The following is a 17,308-nucleotide window of genomic DNA, read 5'->3' on the forward strand; positions in this document are numbered from 1 at the left end:
GCAAAAAATTGAGAAAATACGACCGCTTGTATTATTTCTTTTTGGTCGGGCGTTGCCAGCCTTGGATATGGCGTTGTGGTACGCGGCTGATAACCAGCTCGTTTTCGCCCACATCTTTGGTGACGGTTGCACCCGCACCAATGGTAGAGCCACTAGCAATAGTAACAGGGGCAACTAATTGGCTGTCTGAGCCGACAAACACATTATCACCGATAATGGTTTTAAATTTGTTGGCACCATCGTAGTTACAGGTGATTACGCCTGCGCCGATATTACAATCTTTGCCGATTTCCGCATCGCCTACATAGGTTAAGTGATTGACTTTAGATCCTTTGCCGATAGTGGCTTTTTTGATCTCAACAAAGTTGCCGATATGGGTTTCTTCCGCTAATTCTGCACCCGGGCGTAAGCGAGAGAATGGACCGATAGCTGACTTGGCACCAACTACAGAGTCTTCAATGACAGAGTAAGGTTTGATTTCAACATTATCGCCAATTTCGCAATTTTTCAGTACGCAGCCGGCACCAATTTTTACATTATTACCAAGTTTGATTTCGCCTTCTAAAATCACGTTCACATCAATGGAAACATCTTTGCCGTGGGTCACGGTACCACGAATATCAAAGCGGCTTGGATCGATAATAGTCACGCCGGCTAATAGTAATTTTTCCGCTTCACGTTTTTGGTAGAAACGTTCTAACGCGGCAAGTTGTAGGCGATTATTTGCCCCTTCCACTTCCATAAATTCGGTGGCTTGAACCGCTTGCACTTTGAAACCGTCTTGGTTTGCCATGGCAATGACATCGGTAATGTAATATTCACCTTGCGCATTGTTATTGTTTAGGTTTTGCAGCCATTTTTTGAAACTGGCACCACTTGCCACCATTACGCCGGTGTTAACTTCCTTAATGCTTAATTGGGCTTCATTTGCATCTTTTTGTTCAACAATAGCAACCACAGAGCCATTTTTGCGAATGATTCGTCCGTAGCCGGTTGGATTCTCTAATTCAACGGTTAATAAGGCAATACCATTTTCAGGTTTTGCCGCAATTAGGCGTTCAAGTGTAGCTTTAGTAATCAGTGGGGCATCGCCATAAAGCATCACAATATTTTCATCATCAGCAAAAAATGGCGCAGCTTGTTGCATTGCATGGCCCGTGCCTAATTGTTCAGCTTGGAATACCCAATTTACCGGCTCTTCACCTAAACGCTCTTTTAATAAGTCTGCTCCGTGACCATAAATTAAATGAATTTGTTTAGCATCTAACTGTTTTGCGGTATCAATAACGTGTTTTACCATGGGTTTACCTGCAACGGGGTGCAAGACTTTCGGTAAATCTGAATACATACGGGTGCCTTTACCCGCTGCTAAAATCACAACGCTCAGTTGAGTCATATTTTTTCCTTATTGCTAAAAGTGGATATTTAGTCGAAATATCAAATCCGTTAAATGTATGCTTCTATTTTAGCTTGTTTGCAAAATGATTTCATCGATTGCTTTTATAATTTATTGTTTTAGCTTGTAACAAGTGCTTTAACACGTTGTTTTTGGAGAGAATTTATGAAGAAACTTTTGTTAAAGTAGAGTGTTTATGATATAAAATTACTGAGTGAATTAATTAAGGAGAATTTATGCCAACTATACAAAAAGGACATTTACCTTTACCGATTTGGTCTCTTTTACTGCCAATTGCAGCTTGGGCAGTTTATTTTGTGGGTGTTAAAGAGAGTATTATTTTACAGTTAGCTGGTGGAGCATTACTTATTGGTAGTGTGTTATCAGCAGTTCACCATGCCGAGGTTGTGGCACATAAGGTGGGAGAGCCATTTGGTACAATTATCTTAGCCTTAGCAATTACGATTATTGAAGTTGCCTTAATTGTTTCATTAATGGTTGCCGGTGGCGATAATGCTGCCTATTTGGCAAGAGATACAGTATTTGCCGCTATTATGTTGATTTTAAACGGGATTTTAGGCGGTTGTTTATTAATTGGGGGCTTAAAGCATCACGAACAGTTTTTCAGCCAAAAATCGGCAAGTACAGCGTTGGTGACATTAGTTGTGATTTTAGTAATTACATTGGTGTTACCAAACTTTACAACCAGTACGGAAGGGGCAACTTATAACTCTTCACAACTGATCTTTGTGGCGATAGCCTCACTTGTTCTTTATATTTCGTTTATTTTGATTCAAACTGTTCGCCACCGTGATTATTTCTTGGCAGATGATGATAACCCGTCACACCATGCAGAGCCGCCTTCAAACAAAGTAGCGGCTATTAGCTTACTGTTTTTGGTGATTTGTTTAGGTATTGTCGTTTTGTTGGCAAAAGCCCTTTCACCGGCGATTGAAAAAATGGTAGTCGGTGCAGGTGCGCCGCTTGCATTGGTAGGGGTAATCATTGCGGCTGTCGTGTTATTACCGGAGGGAGTTGCCGCTTTAACGGCAGCACACCGGAACCGTTTACAAACCAGTGTGAATTTAGCATTAGGTTCGGCATTAGCAAGTATCGGTTTAACGATCCCGGCGGTTGTAATTGTTTGCTTAATTTATGACATTAATATGGTGTTAGGCTTAGATTGGAAATCGATGGTATTACTAACACTTTCGTCTTTTGTCGCAATGCTATCGCTTAACCACGGTAAAACCAATATGCTTTATGGTATTGTACTATTAGTAGTTTTGGCGACTTATGTCTTTACTGTGATTGTTCCCTAAGCAAGGTGATTTGCAATATTTTTTAGAAAACAAACCGCTTGGGGAATTAAATTAAATAATAAAGGGCTATCAGCAAAATTAAATTTAGTTAATCTTGCATTAGCCCTTGAATTTGTCAATTTAAACCCTATTATAAACCCTTGATTTAAGAGAACATAATAGAGAGAAAAATGGGTAGAAAACGGAGTGCAAGTTCGTCACGTTGGCTTGCAGAACATTTTAAAGATCAATTTGTACAAAAAGCACATAAGCAGAAATTGCGTTCTCGTGCTTATTTTAAATTAGATGAAATTCAGCAGACAGATCGCTTGTTTAAGCCAGGAATGACGGTGGTTGATCTCGGGGCTGCCCCCGGTGGGTGGTCGCAATATGTTGTGACCCAAATTGGTAGCAAGGGCAGAGTCATCGCTTGTGATATTTTAGATATGAACCCAATTGTTGGGGTGGATTTCTTACAAGGTGATTTCCGAGAAGAGTCTGTTTTGAATGCGTTATTGGAACGTGTTGGGGATGAGATGGTTGATGTGGTGATGTCAGATATGGCGCCCAATTTTAGTGGTATGCCATCTGTTGATATTCCCCGTGCTATGTATTTGGTAGAATTGGCATTAGATATGTGTCGTCAAGTCTTAGCACCAAAAGGTAGTTTTGTTGTCAAAGTTTTCCAAGGCGAAGGATTTGATGAATATTTAAGAGAAATCCGTGCTATGTTTAGTGTGGTTAAAGTCAGAAAGCCGGAAGCTTCTCGAGATCGCTCAAGAGAAGTGTATATTGTTGCAACAGGCTATAAAGGCTAAAAGCAGACAAGCGATCTTTTTTTGTTAAAATTTTGCAAAAAAATCAAGAAATTTGACCGCTTTTATAGTAATCTTGAACAGTTTTTATTAAATAAATAGGGGATTAACCTTGAACGATATGGTTAAAAATATTTTGCTTTGGGTCGTGGTTGCTATTGTAATGATGACTGCTTATGAAGGCTTTAATTCTAATTTTAGCGGCAGCTCAAATACAGTGCCATATTCCACGTTTCTAAGTGATATAAAAGAAAATCGCTTAAAAGGCGTTGATTTTAAGCGGAACGAAGATGTAATTATCGTAACTAAAAATGACGGTGCCAGCTATCAAACGGTGATGCCAATGTATGATGAATACTTAATGGCAGATCTAGCAAAGACCAATGCGGTAATTACGGGCCAGCCTGCTGAACGTCGTGGCTTACTTTCGCAGATTTTGATTTCTTGGTTCCCAATGTTATTACTCATCGGTTTCTATATTTTTTATATGAAACAGATGCAAGGTGGTGGGCGAGGAGCAATGGGCTTTGGTAAAAGTAAAGCGAAAATGCTGACCGCTGAAGAAGTAAAAACACGTTTTACTGATGTTGCCGGCTGTGATGAAGCCAAGGAAGAAGTAGGTGAAGTGGTTGAGTTTTTACGTGATCCATCAAAATTCCAAAAATTAGGTGGACGCATTCCAAAAGGTATCTTGATGGTAGGTCCTCCGGGAACAGGTAAAACTCTATTGGCAAAAGCGATTGCTGGTGAAGCAAAAGTACCATTCTTTACGATGGCAGGTTCTGATTTCGTTGAAATGTTTGTAGGGGTGGGAGCTTCACGTGTTCGTGATTTATTTGAACAAGCTAAGAAAAATGCACCTTGTATTATTTTCATTGATGAGATCGATGCGGTAGGTCGCAAACGTGGTGGTGCGGGCTTTAGTGGTGGTCATGATGAGCGTGAGCAAACCTTAAACCAAATGTTGGTTGAAATGGATGGTTTTGAAGGCTCAGAAGGTGTAATTATTATTGCTGCGACTAACCGTGCTGATGTGCTTGATGATGCACTAACCCGTCCGGGGCGGTTTGACCGTCAAGTGACGGTCGATTTACCAAATGTTAAAGGCCGTGAGCAAATTTTGAAAGTTCACTTGAAAAAAGTACCGCTTGCAGATGGGGTTGATCCGATGCAAATCGCACGTGGTACACCAGGCTACTCCGGTGCACAATTAGCAAACCTTGTTAATGAAGCAGCATTATTTGCAGCACGTAAAAATAAGCGTGTTGTAACGATGGAAGATTTCGAAGAAGCCCGCGATAAGATTAATATGGGGCCTGAACGTCGTTCAAATACGATGACAGAAAAAGAGATCATCAATACTGCTTACCATGAAGCCGGACATGTGATTGTAGGTTATTTAATGCCTGAACATGACCCATTAAATAAAGTTACAATTGTACCGCGTGGACAAGCTTTAGGCTTTGCTCAATTTTTGCCGGAAGGTGATCGTGTAAGCGAAACTTTCACGAAATTAGAAAGTCAGCTTTCAACGCTGTTTGCCGGGAGAATTGCAGAGGGGTTAATTTTTGGTGAAGATAAAATTACTACAGGAGCTTCATCAGATATTCATAGAGCAACTCAAATTGCTCGTGCAATGGTCACGCAATGGGGGTTCTCAAAAGAACTAGGGCCTATTTTCTATCAAAATGAAGATGGTATGGGAGCGATCAAAGGTGTTTCTGAAGAATCGCAAAAATTAATTGATACAGAAATGCGTAAAATCATCGACCGTAACTATCAAAGAGCGAAACAAACGCTTGAAGATAACATGGATATTTTACATGCAATGAAAGATGCATTGCTAAAATATGAAACGCTTGATAGTAAACAAATCGACGATTTAATGGCTCGCCGCCCGGTGGGAGAACCATCAGGTTGGAGTGACACTCCGACTAAAGATGATAATGCAACACCACCAAGTGGTGAGCAAGCTTCGGATATTACTTCTACTTTAGAAGATAATCCGAATAAAGATAATAATGTTGGTGATTCTTTAGCTGATACTAAAGCTGAACACTAATAATCTATAACTGACAGCCGAGGGTATTTTACTCTCGGCTTTTATTTTGGCTGATGCTACAAGCGGTAAGATTTTCTTTATTTTTTGCAATTAGCGTTTGTAAGCTTAAATATAAATTTGTACTTTTTTCTTTCCGACTGTAACGAATCTTTTACTAGCCAAATTCTTCATTCTCGAATACAATCAATCTCTTATTTATATAAGAAGAAACAGAGGTCTTATGCAATTTATCAACATCGCAAATGAAGGTGTAAAGTCTCTAGCACCTTACCAAGCAGGGAAGCCAATTGAAGAGCTCGAGCGTGAATTGGGTATCAGTAATATCATTAAGCTAGCATCAAATGAAAATCCGTTTGGTTTTCCGGAAAGTGCTAAGCAGGCGATTATTCAACAATTAAATGATTTAACTCGTTATCCAGATTCCAACGGCTTTGAGCTCAAATCAACCATCGCTAAAAAATTTGGGCTAAATGCCAATCAAATTACGCTTGGCAATGGCTCAAACGATTTATTAGAGCTTTTTGCTCATACCTTTGCTAGCGATAAAGATGAAATTATTTATTCACAATATGCCTTTATTGTGTATCCGTTGGTGACAAAAGCGATTAATGCAGTGGCTCGTGAAATCCCGGCAAAAAACTGGGGGCACGATTTAGAGGGATTCTTAAACGCTATTAATGAGAAAACCAAGCTGATTTTTATTGCAAATCCCAATAACCCAACCGGTAACTTTTTAAGCCAAACAGAAATTGAGGCATTTTTAGCCAAAGTGCCAAGCCATATTTTGGTGGTGTTAGATGAAGCCTATACGGAATTTACTGCGGCTGAGGAACGGGTAGATTCATTTGGTTTATTGCAAAAATACCCGAATTTAATTGTTTCCCGCTCGCTTTCTAAAGCCTACGGTTTAGCCGGCTTACGTATTGGCTATGCGGTTTCCAACCCTGAAATTGCTGATTTATTAAACCGTGTTCGTCAGCCGTTTAATTGCAACAGTTTAGCCTTAGCTTCAGCGATTGCAGTAATGAATGATGATGAATTTGTCAAAAAAGTAGCAGAAAATAACCGCTTGGAAATGGCACGCTATGAGGCATTTTGCCTTGCGAATGGCTTAGAATATATCCCATCAAAAGGTAATTTCATCACTATTGATTTTAAACGCCCTGCCGCTCCGATTTATGATGCTTTATTACGTGAAGGGGTGATTGTTCGCCCAATTGCAGGCTACGGAATGCCAAATCATTTACGGGTAAGCATTGGATTGCCGGAAGAAAATGACAGATTTTTTACAGCCCTTTTGAAGGTTTTATCGTGATATACAGAGATCAGTAGAGATTTTTGCCTAAACCCTATTCGCAAGCGGTTTATTTTTATTAAAAATTTACAAATTCAAATCAAAAAAACAAATGGAAAAATTAACCTTAAATCCGATTTCCCGCGTTGAGGGAGAAATTAACTTACCCGGCTCAAAAAGTCTTTCTAATCGTGCCTTGTTATTGGCGGCCTTAGCCAAAGGTACAACACGAGTGACAAACTTATTAGACAGTGATGATATTCGCCATATGTTAAATGCGTTAAAAGCATTAGGCGTGAATTATGAATTGTCGGAAGATAAAACAGTTTGTATTGTTGAGGGAATTGGTGGAGCATTTCAAATGCAAAATGGTTTATCGCTGTTTTTAGGTAATGCAGGGACAGCAATGCGTCCGCTGGCTGCAGCCTTATGCTTAAAAGGTGAGGCGAATGCTCAAGTTATCCTAACCGGTGAGCCACGTATGAAAGAGCGCCCAATTAAACATTTAGTCGATGCCTTACGCCAAGTAGGGGCAGATGTACAATATTTAGAAAATGAAGGCTATCCACCACTTGCTATTGCCAATAGTGGCTTAAAAGGTGGAAAAGTACAAATTGATGGTTCGATTTCTAGTCAGTTTTTAACGGCATTATTAATGGCAGCACCGCTTGCTGATGGTGATATGGAAATTGAAATTATCGGTGATCTGGTATCAAAACCCTATATTGATATTACTCTTGCGATGATGAAGGATTTTGGTGTTTTGGTTGAAAATCAAAATTATCAGACTTTTTTGGTCAAAGGTAATCAAAGCTATATTTCTCCACAAACTTATTTAGTGGAAGGGGATGCTTCCTCGGCGTCTTATTTCTTAGCAGCAGGGGCGATCAAAGGTAAGGTAAAAGTAACAGGTATTGGTAAAAATTCTATTCAAGGTGACCGCTTGTTTGCTGATGTATTAGAAAAAATGGGCGCAAAAATTACTTGGGGAGAGGATTTTATTCAAGCAGAGCAAGCTCAGCTAAAAGGGATTGATATGGATATGAACCATATTCCTGATGCAGCAATGACGATTGCAACTACCGCACTATTTGCTGAAGGCGAAACGATTATTCGCAATATTTATAACTGGAGAGTGAAAGAAACGGATCGTTTGGTCGCTATGGCCACTGAGCTACGCAAAATCGGTGCAACTGTTGAAGAGGGAGAGGATTTTATCCGTATCCAGCCACTTGCGTTAGAGCATTTCCAACACGCAGAAATTGAGACCTATAACGATCACCGTGTAGCGATGTGTTTCTCATTAGTGGCACTATCCGATACAGCTGTCACCATATTAGATCCAAAATGCACGGCAAAAACCTTCCCAACTTATTTTACCGAATTAGAGCGTTTAACTGTAAGATAATAACATATAAAGGAAAAGGATTCAGTTTTAACTGAATCCTTTTATTTATATCTTATGCCCAACCATTATTACTACGTCTGCGGCGAGGAATGAGGAATGGGATGATTAATCCTAATAGTAACCCAGCACCAAGTACTGCTCCGCCATAAATAAACCATTGAATGACGATTTCCCGTTTCTCAGAATCATGCATTGTTTCTAAATCACGGTTTTTGTTTTTTAGAATTTCAAGTTCACGCTTTAATTGTGCATTTTCAGCCACAAGATCACTACTTTTTTGTACGGAATCTTGAGTTCTGCGCTGCATTTCGGCGGTACGTTGCTGCCATTCCGTATCAATTTTGCTTAAACGATTAGTTAAATCTTGGACTTGCTGTTTTAACTGAGGAATCAGATCTTTAGGACTTGCCGTATCACTTAAGTCAGAATTAAGAACCCAACCCTCACGATTACGCCCGTCTCTAATCAAACTATAACGTTCTTTACGCTCTAATACAGTTACCTTTTCACCTGCTTGAATCGCACCTGAAATACGGAATTGATCACCAGCACCTTTACGCATAAATGTACTCAGATTTTCGGTAATATAGGTATCTGCCGCAAAAGAAGGGCTGGATAAGCCGAGTAAAACACAAGAAAGAATAGCTGATGATAATTTCTTCATTACAAATTTCCTTTTTCCTTAATGCTAGGAAAGAATGCAGAAAACTGCATTCTTTCAGTTTTGGATTACTTGAAGATAGTGCTTAAAATATAGTAGACCACAATAGACAACATTGCCCCAACAGGTAGGGTAATAACCCAAGAGATGACAATATTTCGGATTACACCTAAGTTCAATGCTGCAATACCACGTGCAAATCCAACACCTAAGACTGCACCTACTAATGTTTGTGTTGTGGAGATAGGCAGACCGGTACCTGATGCAATCACAACTGTTACTGCACAAGCAAATTGTGCTGCAAAACCACGGCTAGGGGTGAGTTCAGTAATACCTGTTCCTACCGTTGCCATTACATTTTTACCCATAACAGCCAAGCCAACAACCATTCCTAGCGCACCAAGAGGTAAAATCCAAGCCGCTAGAGCCGTTTTTCCTTCAATGACGCCACCACTACGAATAATTGCTTCAACAGCAGCTAATGGACCAATTGCGTTTGCTACATCGTTTGAACCGTGTGCAAATGCCATAGCACAAGCCGTAAGTAACATCAAAATACTGAATATTTTTTCCACACCGGCAAAACCTTTACCTTCTGCACGAGCCTTCATCGCAAAGCTTTTACTGCGGAAATAAAAATAACCAATAATTACTGCTACTAAAGCAAATCCTAAAGAAACAGCTAAAGTTTCAGCAGTATTTAAATGTAACCCAACATGTTTTAAGCCTTTTGATACTGTTACGATAACAAGAATGAAAATAGTGATACCCATATACATAGGCCCATATTTTTTAGCTTGCTTGAATGGATTAGAACGGTTGAAAATCAGTTTTTGTGAATTAATAAAAATTAAATAAGCAACCACACCGGCAAGAATTGGGGTAAGAAACCAGCTACCAACAATTCCACCTAATTCGTCCCATTGAATTGAACTTGAGCCTACGGTAATTAAAGCAAAACCAATGACAGCACCAATAATAGTATGAGTTGCAGAAACAGGCCAGCCCATTTTAGTTGCCACAATTAACCAAATGCCGGCTGCACAAAGGGAAGACATCATGCCAAGCACTAAAACATCTGGTTTATCGGCAAATTGGGCAGGATTAATAATACCACTTTTAATCGTATCTGCTACTTCACCACCAGCAAGATAAGCACCGGCAAATTCAAAAACCATAGCGATTAAAATGGCTTGTTTAATGGTAATTGTGCCGGAACCGACAGAAGTCCCCATTGCGTTGGAGACATCGTTTGCACCGATCCCAAATGCCATCATAAAGCCTAAAACAGCGGTAATAATAACAAGTAATGAACCATACTGATTAATTAGTTCCATTCTTTTCTCCTATGATTTCGCCAGCATCAGTTCAATTCGAGAACCAATACGTTGTGCTTGATCAGCTAATATACTAATACGTTCGATACATTTATATAAGAACATCACATCAATTGGATTTAGTGTTTTTTCTAACTCTAAAAGAGTGTGACGTAAGGTAATTTGGTATTGGTCGGTATCGTCTTCGATTTGATCAAGCTCATGAATCATGGTATTGACAAAATCAAGCTCTCTGCCTCTAAAACCGGTTTCTAGTAATTGATCCATTTCGTCTAATACTTTACGTACTTGGCGACTTGCATCAATGCTACGAGAAAGGAATTTTTTGAAAAGTGGTTGCATTTCTGTCGGAATGAGTAATTTACGACCGATAATGCGTCCGGAAATATCTCTAGAGTAGTTTGCTAATTTATCTAGCTGGGTGACAAGTTCTAATAAATCGCCTCTTTCAACGGGCATAAATAAACCACGAGGAAGTTTTAGACGAATCTCACGTTTTAAAGAATCTGCACGGCGTTCTAAATCAACAATTTTACCGCGCACTTCAGCCGCTTTTTCCCAATCATGTTCAAAAGTAGCTTCAAAAAAAGGTTCTAACAATTCGCTACATTCCGTTACTTTACTTGAATGCTTTTGTAGCGGTTTAAGTGGGGACTGGGCGAATAAACCTAAAATGTTATTCAATGCCATAGAATATCTCCAATATGTTATAAAGTTTACGATGATTTTGTCTTGCAAAATCTTGCGTATTCTACTTTATGTGTAGAAAAAGATCACGACATTAGCGATGTTTTTTAGCTTAAGCGGTCAGATTTCCTAAGAAATTTGCAAAAAACTAGGCCAATTTAACCGCTTGTAACAAGGCTAGATATGATGAATGACTAACGGTTTACTTTGGTATTCTAATACCTCTGCATCAAGATTAAATACTGTTTTTAGATTTTCGGTTGTGATAATCTCTTTAGGCGAGCCAACCATCTTAATTGTACCGTCTTTCATTGCGATAATAGTATCAGCATAGGCAGCTGCGATATTAATATCATGAACCACCATAATAGTAGTTAATGCCAGCTCATCGGTTAATTTACGCAGAAGTTTCATTAATTCACGGGCGTGAAACATATCTAAATTATTGAGTGGTTCATCTAGTAGAACGTGGCCGGTTTGTTGGCAGAATGTCATTGCTATTAAAGCCCGCTGGCGTTGTCCCCCTGATAATTCACTTAGAAAACGATCTGAAAAAGGCACTAAATCAAAACGTTGTAATGCCTCTTCAACAATTCTATTATCTTGTGGGGTAATTCTGCCTTGATGATGTGGGTAACGTCCAAACATCAATAAGTCTTTTACCGTAATGCGACTATGTATCACATTATCTTGTGTAAGAATTGCTAATTGTTGTGCAATAATGCGAGAGGGTGTTTTTGTAATATTAAGCTCATTTAGATAAATTTCACCTACTTGAATTGTTTGCAAGCGTGCAATTAAGGAAAGTAAGGTTGATTTACCTGCGCCATTTGCCCCTATTAAAGCGGTAATGCCTCCACTTGGAATGGTTAAATTGATATTATTTAAAATCTTTGTATTGCCGATTTTATAGTGAAGATTTTTTATCGTTATCATTTTTTTCCTTATTTTACTTTATTTTTCTGCTTTAATATCAAATAGATAAATACAATCCCACCGATAAATTCAATCACTACACTCAAAACGCCCTGCATTTTCAGTACTTGTTCAAAAATAGCTTGTCCTAAGATTAGAGTAATTGCAGAAATTAAAAAGGTTATTGGGATCCGCACGCTATGGTAAACTGTCGGACTAATCGCATTTACAATTGCACAAACTAAAAGCCCTAAAAAAAGAATTGGTCCGACTAATGCTGTTGAAATAGAGACTAATAATGCACAGCAGATAAATAATTGACGGGAAAATTGATTGTATGCCAGCCCAAGTCCAATAGCTTTATCTTGCCCAAGTAATAGGATATCGAGTTTATGGCGTTGCATCCAAACCCACACAGCAGAGAAAATCGCAATAATTAAACCGATCCAAAGTAGGATAGGCGTGGTAAGATTAAATGAAGCAAAAGATGAACCTTGGGCAACAGCAAATTCCGTCGGGTCAATCATACGTTGCAATAAATTTTTTAAGCTTCTAAACAATACACCAAAAATCACACCAACTAAAATCATTTGTGTTAAATCTGATTTATTTCGCGAGAGTGAGTGGAACAACAATATAGAGGCACTTAGCATCAATACTGTTTCAAAGAAAAATTTATTACTTGGATCAAGTTGAGTAAATCCTAAACCGCCGAAAAAAAACACAAGCGAAGTTTGTAATAGCAAATAAAGTGCATCAAATCCCAAAATACTCGGTGTTAAAATTGGATTGTGAGTGAGGGTCTGGAATAAGAGCGTTGAAATGCCAATAGTATATGCAACAGTACATAATAAAATTAATTTTTTACCACGTAATTGTAATATAAAGCTCCAGTTACCTTTAGCATTGTATGTCATATAAAATAAAATACTTGCCAGTAAGATAATAACCAAGATAATAAAACGCGATCTAACCACGGTTTTTCCCCTTAATACGTTTTTCGTTAAATAATAAATAGAGGAAAATAAGTGTTCCAATAATACCAAAAATAGTAGAAATTGGTACTTCATAAGGAGTATTAATTACGCGGCCTACAATATCGCAGATCATCACTAAATTTGCACCTAAAACAACTACCGTAGGAAGATTTTTGCGTAATCTGTCACCTGCAATACGAGAGACAATATTTGGAACAACCAGTCCAATAAAAGGTATTTGACCGACAGTCACTACAACAATTGCGGTAATCATCGCAACGACAATTAAAGCAAGCCAGGCCATTTGTTTATAATTTATTCCTAGACTAGTACTAATATTTTCTCCTAGCCCAGCAATAGTTAGCCTATCTGCCATAATATAAACAATAATTGCTAAGATAGCGGTGAGCCATAGCAGTTCATAACGTCCGGCTAAAATACCAGAGAAGTCGCCTGAGAACCAGATAGAAAGTACTTGGAGGCTATCTGTTTCATAAGCAATAAATGTGGATATTGCCTCAATCACATTTCCAAAGACAATTCCTATCAATGGTAGCATCAACTGTTGATGAGGTGGTAGCTGACGAACAAGTAACATAAAAATGCCCATTCCAACTAAGGCACTAAGGGTTGCAAGAGACATCTTTAAAATTAGTGTAGATGCCGGGAAAAACAGACTCGCAAGCAGAATTCCAATGGCAGCACTTTGGCTGGCACCAATCATACTAGGCTCTATAAACCGGTTTTTCAGCACAATTTGTAGAACCATACCTGCTACAGCTAATGTCGCTCCAACCAATAAAACAGCAAATGTTCTAGGTAATCGGCTAATAAGAAAGAGTTGACTTTGGTCAGAGGAATTAAAAATTTCGCTCCAATGAAAATCAGCCACACCTACGCTGGTACTGATTGGAATGAGAAATAGTAGAATAAAAAGATTTAATCTGAAAAAAGAAATCATAGGGTATAAATAACAAGCGGTTGGATTTTATAAAATTTTTACCATTGTAGCTTAGCAAATACACAAAATACCTTAAACAAGTTATGATGCGAAAATTAATGCTCTTCTGCCGAATTTCTCTGCAAGGCTAGATATAAGGAAATTTTTTATAAAATCTGACCGCTTATAAAGTGAGTTATTTTTTTTCAAATGCAGTTTTAATTGTATTTAAATCTGTTTTGATTTGCTCATAACCGCCCGGAGCTAAATATGACGCGGCACTTAAATAAACAATATTACCGTTTTTCCACGCTTTGGTTTGATGTACCAACTTGTTATCTAGCACTTGTTGTGCAGATTGACCTTCTTGGCCGATAGCAGCAATACGGTCTAATACAAATAGCCAATCTGGATTTAGTTTTTGGATAAATTCAAAGGAAACAGGTTGTCCATGGCCTGCACTTTTAATGTCAGGATCAGCCATCGGAATACCTAAACTATCGTGAATCCAACTTAAACGATAGCCAGAGCCAAAAGCAGAGATTTTCCCTCCATTGACTAAAATAATCAGTCCGTTACCTTTGTCTTTTACGGCTGCTTTCGTTTGTTCGTACAGTGTATTAATTTCAGTTTTTAGCTTCTCAGCTTCTGCTTCTTTATTAAATAATTTTCCGAAAGTTTCAATACGTTGTAATCCACTTTCTATTAATTTGTTGCCGTTATCGGTCATATCAATCGTTTTAGCAAGCTGGCTTACTTCATCAAATTTTTTTGCACTGCGAGTACCCACAATGATTAAATCCGGCTGTAAAACATTTAATGCTTCTAAATTAGGTTCAAATAAAGTACCTACATTCATTGCATTTTTCGCGCTTGGTTTAAGATAAGGAATGACGTTAACATCCGGCATTCCATCAATTTTGACGCCTAAAGCTTGTAAAGTGTCAAGACTTCCTGTGTCAAAGACGGCGATTTTAGCTGGATTTTTAACAAGGGTGACATCACCGCGAGCTGTTGGAATTGTGACATCTTTTGCAAGAGCAGAGGAGGTCAGAACAGCCGCTGTCGCTAATGTAAACAGCATGTGTTTAATCATTGAATAACTCCATATTTTTATTGAAAATAATTCTCAAAGATTTTAGCTAAAATTAATTTTAAGTAAAGTAAAAAGATAGTTAAGCGGGTTAATTCTGTTTAAAAATTGCGAATTTCAATTTACCTAAAATTCCGATAAACTATGCGCACTAATCTAGGATATGGTATAGAACGATATGGCTGAATATAAAGCATCAACTCCGGAAAAAATGAAAGATAAGCAAGTCGAACAAGTCAATATTTCTCCCCATTCTATTGAAGCAGAGCAGGCTGTGCTTGGTGGTATTATGCTTAGTAATGATCATTGGGATAATGTGGCGGAAAGACTGCAATCTCATGATTTTTATAATTATGCTCACCGTATTATTTTTGAGCAAATGTCGGATTTGGTTCGCCAAAACAGACCAATTGATATTATTACTCTTGATCAAGCTCTTAAAGATAAAGGCGTACTGCAGGATGTTGGAGGTTTTGCTTATCTAGCTGAGCTTTCTAAAAACACCCCCAGCGCTGCGAATATTCTAGCTTATGCCGATATTGTAAGGGATCGTTCAGACTTACGTAGTGTGATTAGTGCGGGGAATCAGATTGCGGAAATGGGCTATAAAACCAGAGGTCGAAATTCAAAAGAAGTTTTGGATGAAGCTGAACGTATCGTATTTGAAATTGCTGAAAAACGAAATAATGCTAATGAAGGACCGCAACGAATTGATGACATTTTATTAAAAACCCTTGCTCGTATGGATACCTTATCTAAAAATCGCCACAATGGTGGAGTAACAGGAGTTTCAACTGGATTTACCGATCTTAATAAAAAAACAGCGGGTTTACAGCCATCAGACCTCATCATTGTTGCAGCGCGTCCATCTATGGGAAAAACAACTTTTGCCATGAATTTATGCGAAAATGCTTCGTTAGTGGATATTGAAGATCCAAATGATTTAGATGAAAACGGCAATCCGATAAAAAAACCGGCAAAACCGGTACTGATTTTCAGCCTTGAGATGCCAGCCGATCAGATTATGATGCGAATGTTAGCTTCCTTGTCCCGTGTGGACCAGACTAAGATTCGAACCGGACAAATTTCAGATGATGAAGATACTGCTAAAATTTCCAGCACTATGGCAATTTTACAAAAGCGTAATAATATCTATATTGATGACAGCTCAGGCTTAACGCCTACAGAATTGCGTTCGAGGGCCAGACGAATTTACCGCGAAAATGGTGGTTTAAGCTTAATTATGGTCGATTATTTGCAGCTTATGCGTGCACCGGGTTTTGCGGATAACAGGACATTAGAAATTGCTGAAATTTCTCGTTCTTTAAAAGCATTAGCCAAAGAGTTAGAAGTGCCTGTAGTTGCACTTTCACAGCTAAACCGTAGTTTGGAACAACGAGCAGATAAACGCCCTGTAAACTCTGATTTACGTGAGTCAGGCTCTATTGAACAAGATGCCGATTTGATTATGTTTATTTATCGCGATGAAGTATATAACGATAATTCCGAACTTAAAGGAATTGCCGAAATTATTATCGGTAAACAACGTAACGGTCCGATCGGGCGGGTACGTTTAACTTTCCAAGGACAATATTCAAGATTTGATAATTACAGCGGTGGGGCTTATGACGATGAATACTAAACCGATACTATGTGCCATTTACAGAAGCAAGCAAAAAGAGGGAATGTATCTATATCTTCCTAAACGGGATCAGTTTGATATAGTGCCTGAATCGCTTCGTCAATTATTTGGCAAACCTGAATTTGTAATGATGTTCCACTTAAATGGTGAAAAAACGCTTATTCGGGCTAAAAATGAAGACGTCTTACAAAAATTAGAAGAGCAAGGTTTTTATTTGCAAATGCCACCGCCACCTGAAAATTTGTACAAAGAATTCATTGCAAAACAGAAAGAGGAAGCCTAATGCGTTGCCCATTTTGTTCAACAGAAGAGACAAAAGTTATTGATTCTCGCTTGGCTGCTAACGGTTATCAAATTCGCCGTCGCAGAGAGTGTGTGAGCTGTAAAGAGCGTTTTACTACCTTTGAATCTGCAGAATTGGTAGTGCCTTATGTAATTAAAAATAATGGTAGTCGAGAGCCTTTTGATGCAGAAAAACTGAGAACAGGTTTAAGACGAGCTTTAGACAAACGTCCGGTCAGTGCAGATGATGTTGAAAAAGCAATCAGCCAAATTATCATTCAATTACAAGCACTTGGTGAGCGGGAAGTGCCTAGTCGTTACATTGGTACCTTAGCTATGAATGCGTTAAAGCAGTTGGATAAAGTTGCCTATATTCGCTTTGCTTCTATTTATTTAAGCTTTAGCGATATTGAAGAATTTACTAAGGAAATTGAGAAACTAAGAGAATAACAGTTTATTGATTTACTCTTATTATCAGCATTTTTTAACAGAAGGATA

General features: G+C 38.5%; 16 protein-coding genes. 8 read left to right on the forward strand and 8 right to left on the reverse strand.

Annotated features, from left to right (window positions below; genetic code table 11):
* Positions 1-31: 31 nt before the first annotated feature.
* Positions 32-1,396 carry a bifunctional UDP-N-acetylglucosamine diphosphorylase/glucosamine-1-phosphate N-acetyltransferase GlmU gene (glmU, locus tag A4G16_RS04075; RefSeq protein WP_165888804.1) on the reverse strand — a complete coding sequence of 455 codons (1,365 nt, stop codon included), beginning with the start codon at positions 1,394-1,396 and terminating at the stop codon, positions 32-34.
* 236 nt (positions 1,397-1,632) lie between these two features.
* Between glmU and A4G16_RS04080 the strand changes: the two genes are divergently transcribed.
* From A4G16_RS04080 to aroA, 5 genes are all read left to right on the forward strand, one after another.
* Positions 1,633-2,718, forward strand: coding sequence for a calcium:proton antiporter (locus A4G16_RS04080; RefSeq protein WP_042802992.1), 1,086 nt, complete (start codon positions 1,633-1,635; stop codon positions 2,716-2,718).
* Between the two features lie 170 nt (positions 2,719-2,888).
* Positions 2,889-3,515, forward strand: coding sequence for a 23S rRNA (uridine(2552)-2'-O)-methyltransferase RlmE (gene rlmE, locus A4G16_RS04085; RefSeq protein ID WP_165888805.1), 627 nt, complete (start codon positions 2,889-2,891; stop codon positions 3,513-3,515).
* A 118-nt stretch (positions 3,516-3,633) separates the two neighbouring features.
* Positions 3,634-5,574 (forward strand): ATP-dependent zinc metalloprotease FtsH, encoded by a 1,941-nt coding sequence (ftsH, locus tag A4G16_RS04090; RefSeq protein WP_165888806.1) that lies wholly within the window; start codon positions 3,634-3,636, stop codon positions 5,572-5,574.
* Positions 5,575-5,794: 220 nt separating this feature from the next.
* Positions 5,795-6,889 (forward strand): histidinol-phosphate transaminase, encoded by a 1,095-nt coding sequence (gene hisC, locus A4G16_RS04095; RefSeq protein WP_165888807.1) that lies wholly within the window; start codon positions 5,795-5,797, stop codon positions 6,887-6,889.
* Positions 6,890-6,980: 91 nt separating this feature from the next.
* Entirely contained in the window at positions 6,981-8,276 is a 1,296-nt protein-coding gene (gene aroA, locus A4G16_RS04100) for a 3-phosphoshikimate 1-carboxyvinyltransferase (RefSeq protein WP_165888808.1), read from the forward strand.
* A gap of 52 nt (positions 8,277-8,328) precedes the next feature.
* Here the strand turns inward: aroA and A4G16_RS04105 are convergent, their stop codons facing one another.
* The 7 genes from A4G16_RS04105 to A4G16_RS04135 all read right to left on the reverse strand — a co-directional run bounded on the left by A4G16_RS04105 (position 8,329) and on the right by A4G16_RS04135 (position 14,889).
* Positions 8,329-8,940 (reverse strand): TIGR04211 family SH3 domain-containing protein, encoded by a 612-nt coding sequence (locus A4G16_RS04105; protein WP_165888809.1) that lies wholly within the window; start codon positions 8,938-8,940, stop codon positions 8,329-8,331.
* Between the two features lie 65 nt (positions 8,941-9,005).
* Positions 9,006-10,274, reverse strand: coding sequence for an inorganic phosphate transporter (locus A4G16_RS04110; protein WP_165888810.1), 1,269 nt, complete (start codon positions 10,272-10,274; stop codon positions 9,006-9,008).
* A 9-nt stretch (positions 10,275-10,283) separates the two neighbouring features.
* Positions 10,284-10,964, reverse strand: a complete 681-nt coding sequence (locus tag A4G16_RS04115) for a TIGR00153 family protein (RefSeq protein ID WP_027074642.1) — start codon at positions 10,962-10,964, stop codon at positions 10,284-10,286.
* A gap of 174 nt (positions 10,965-11,138) precedes the next feature.
* A complete protein-coding gene (locus tag A4G16_RS04120) occupies positions 11,139-11,897 on the reverse strand; it encodes an ABC transporter ATP-binding protein (RefSeq protein WP_165888811.1) in 759 nt (252 codons plus the stop codon).
* A gap of 8 nt (positions 11,898-11,905) precedes the next feature.
* On the reverse strand, positions 11,906-12,793 hold the full coding sequence (locus A4G16_RS04125) for an iron chelate uptake ABC transporter family permease subunit (protein ID WP_207951345.1): 888 nt from the start codon (positions 12,791-12,793) through the stop codon (positions 11,906-11,908).
* A gap of 52 nt (positions 12,794-12,845) precedes the next feature.
* Positions 12,846-13,814 carry an ABC transporter permease gene (locus A4G16_RS04130; protein ID WP_165888813.1) on the reverse strand — a complete coding sequence of 323 codons (969 nt, stop codon included), beginning with the start codon at positions 13,812-13,814 and terminating at the stop codon, positions 12,846-12,848.
* A 175-nt stretch (positions 13,815-13,989) separates the two neighbouring features.
* Positions 13,990-14,889: a siderophore ABC transporter substrate-binding protein gene (locus tag A4G16_RS04135; protein ID WP_165888814.1), complete on the reverse strand. Its 900-nt coding sequence runs from the start codon at positions 14,887-14,889 to the stop codon at positions 13,990-13,992.
* A 175-nt stretch (positions 14,890-15,064) separates the two neighbouring features.
* Between A4G16_RS04135 and A4G16_RS04140 the strand changes: the two genes are divergently transcribed.
* Genes A4G16_RS04140 through nrdR form a run of 3 tightly spaced genes read left to right on the forward strand, consistent with a single transcriptional unit; the run spans position 15,065 to position 17,260 of the window.
* A complete protein-coding gene (locus A4G16_RS04140; RefSeq protein ID WP_165888815.1) occupies positions 15,065-16,528 on the forward strand; it encodes a replicative DNA helicase in 1,464 nt (487 codons plus the stop codon).
* Positions 16,512-16,811 carry a YcgL domain-containing protein gene (locus tag A4G16_RS04145; protein ID WP_165888816.1) on the forward strand — a complete coding sequence of 100 codons (300 nt, stop codon included), beginning with the start codon at positions 16,512-16,514 and terminating at the stop codon, positions 16,809-16,811. The genes A4G16_RS04140 and A4G16_RS04145 overlap by 17 nt, the downstream gene beginning before the upstream one ends.
* Positions 16,811-17,260, forward strand: coding sequence for a transcriptional regulator NrdR (gene nrdR, locus A4G16_RS04150; RefSeq protein ID WP_027074635.1), 450 nt, complete (start codon positions 16,811-16,813; stop codon positions 17,258-17,260). The genes A4G16_RS04145 and nrdR overlap by 1 nt, the downstream gene beginning before the upstream one ends.
* The last annotated feature ends 48 nt before the right edge of the window (positions 17,261-17,308 follow it).

It is taken from the genome of Mannheimia granulomatis (assembly GCF_011455695.1).
Taxonomy (GTDB): Bacteria; Pseudomonadota; Gammaproteobacteria; order Enterobacterales; family Pasteurellaceae; genus Mannheimia; species Mannheimia granulomatis_A.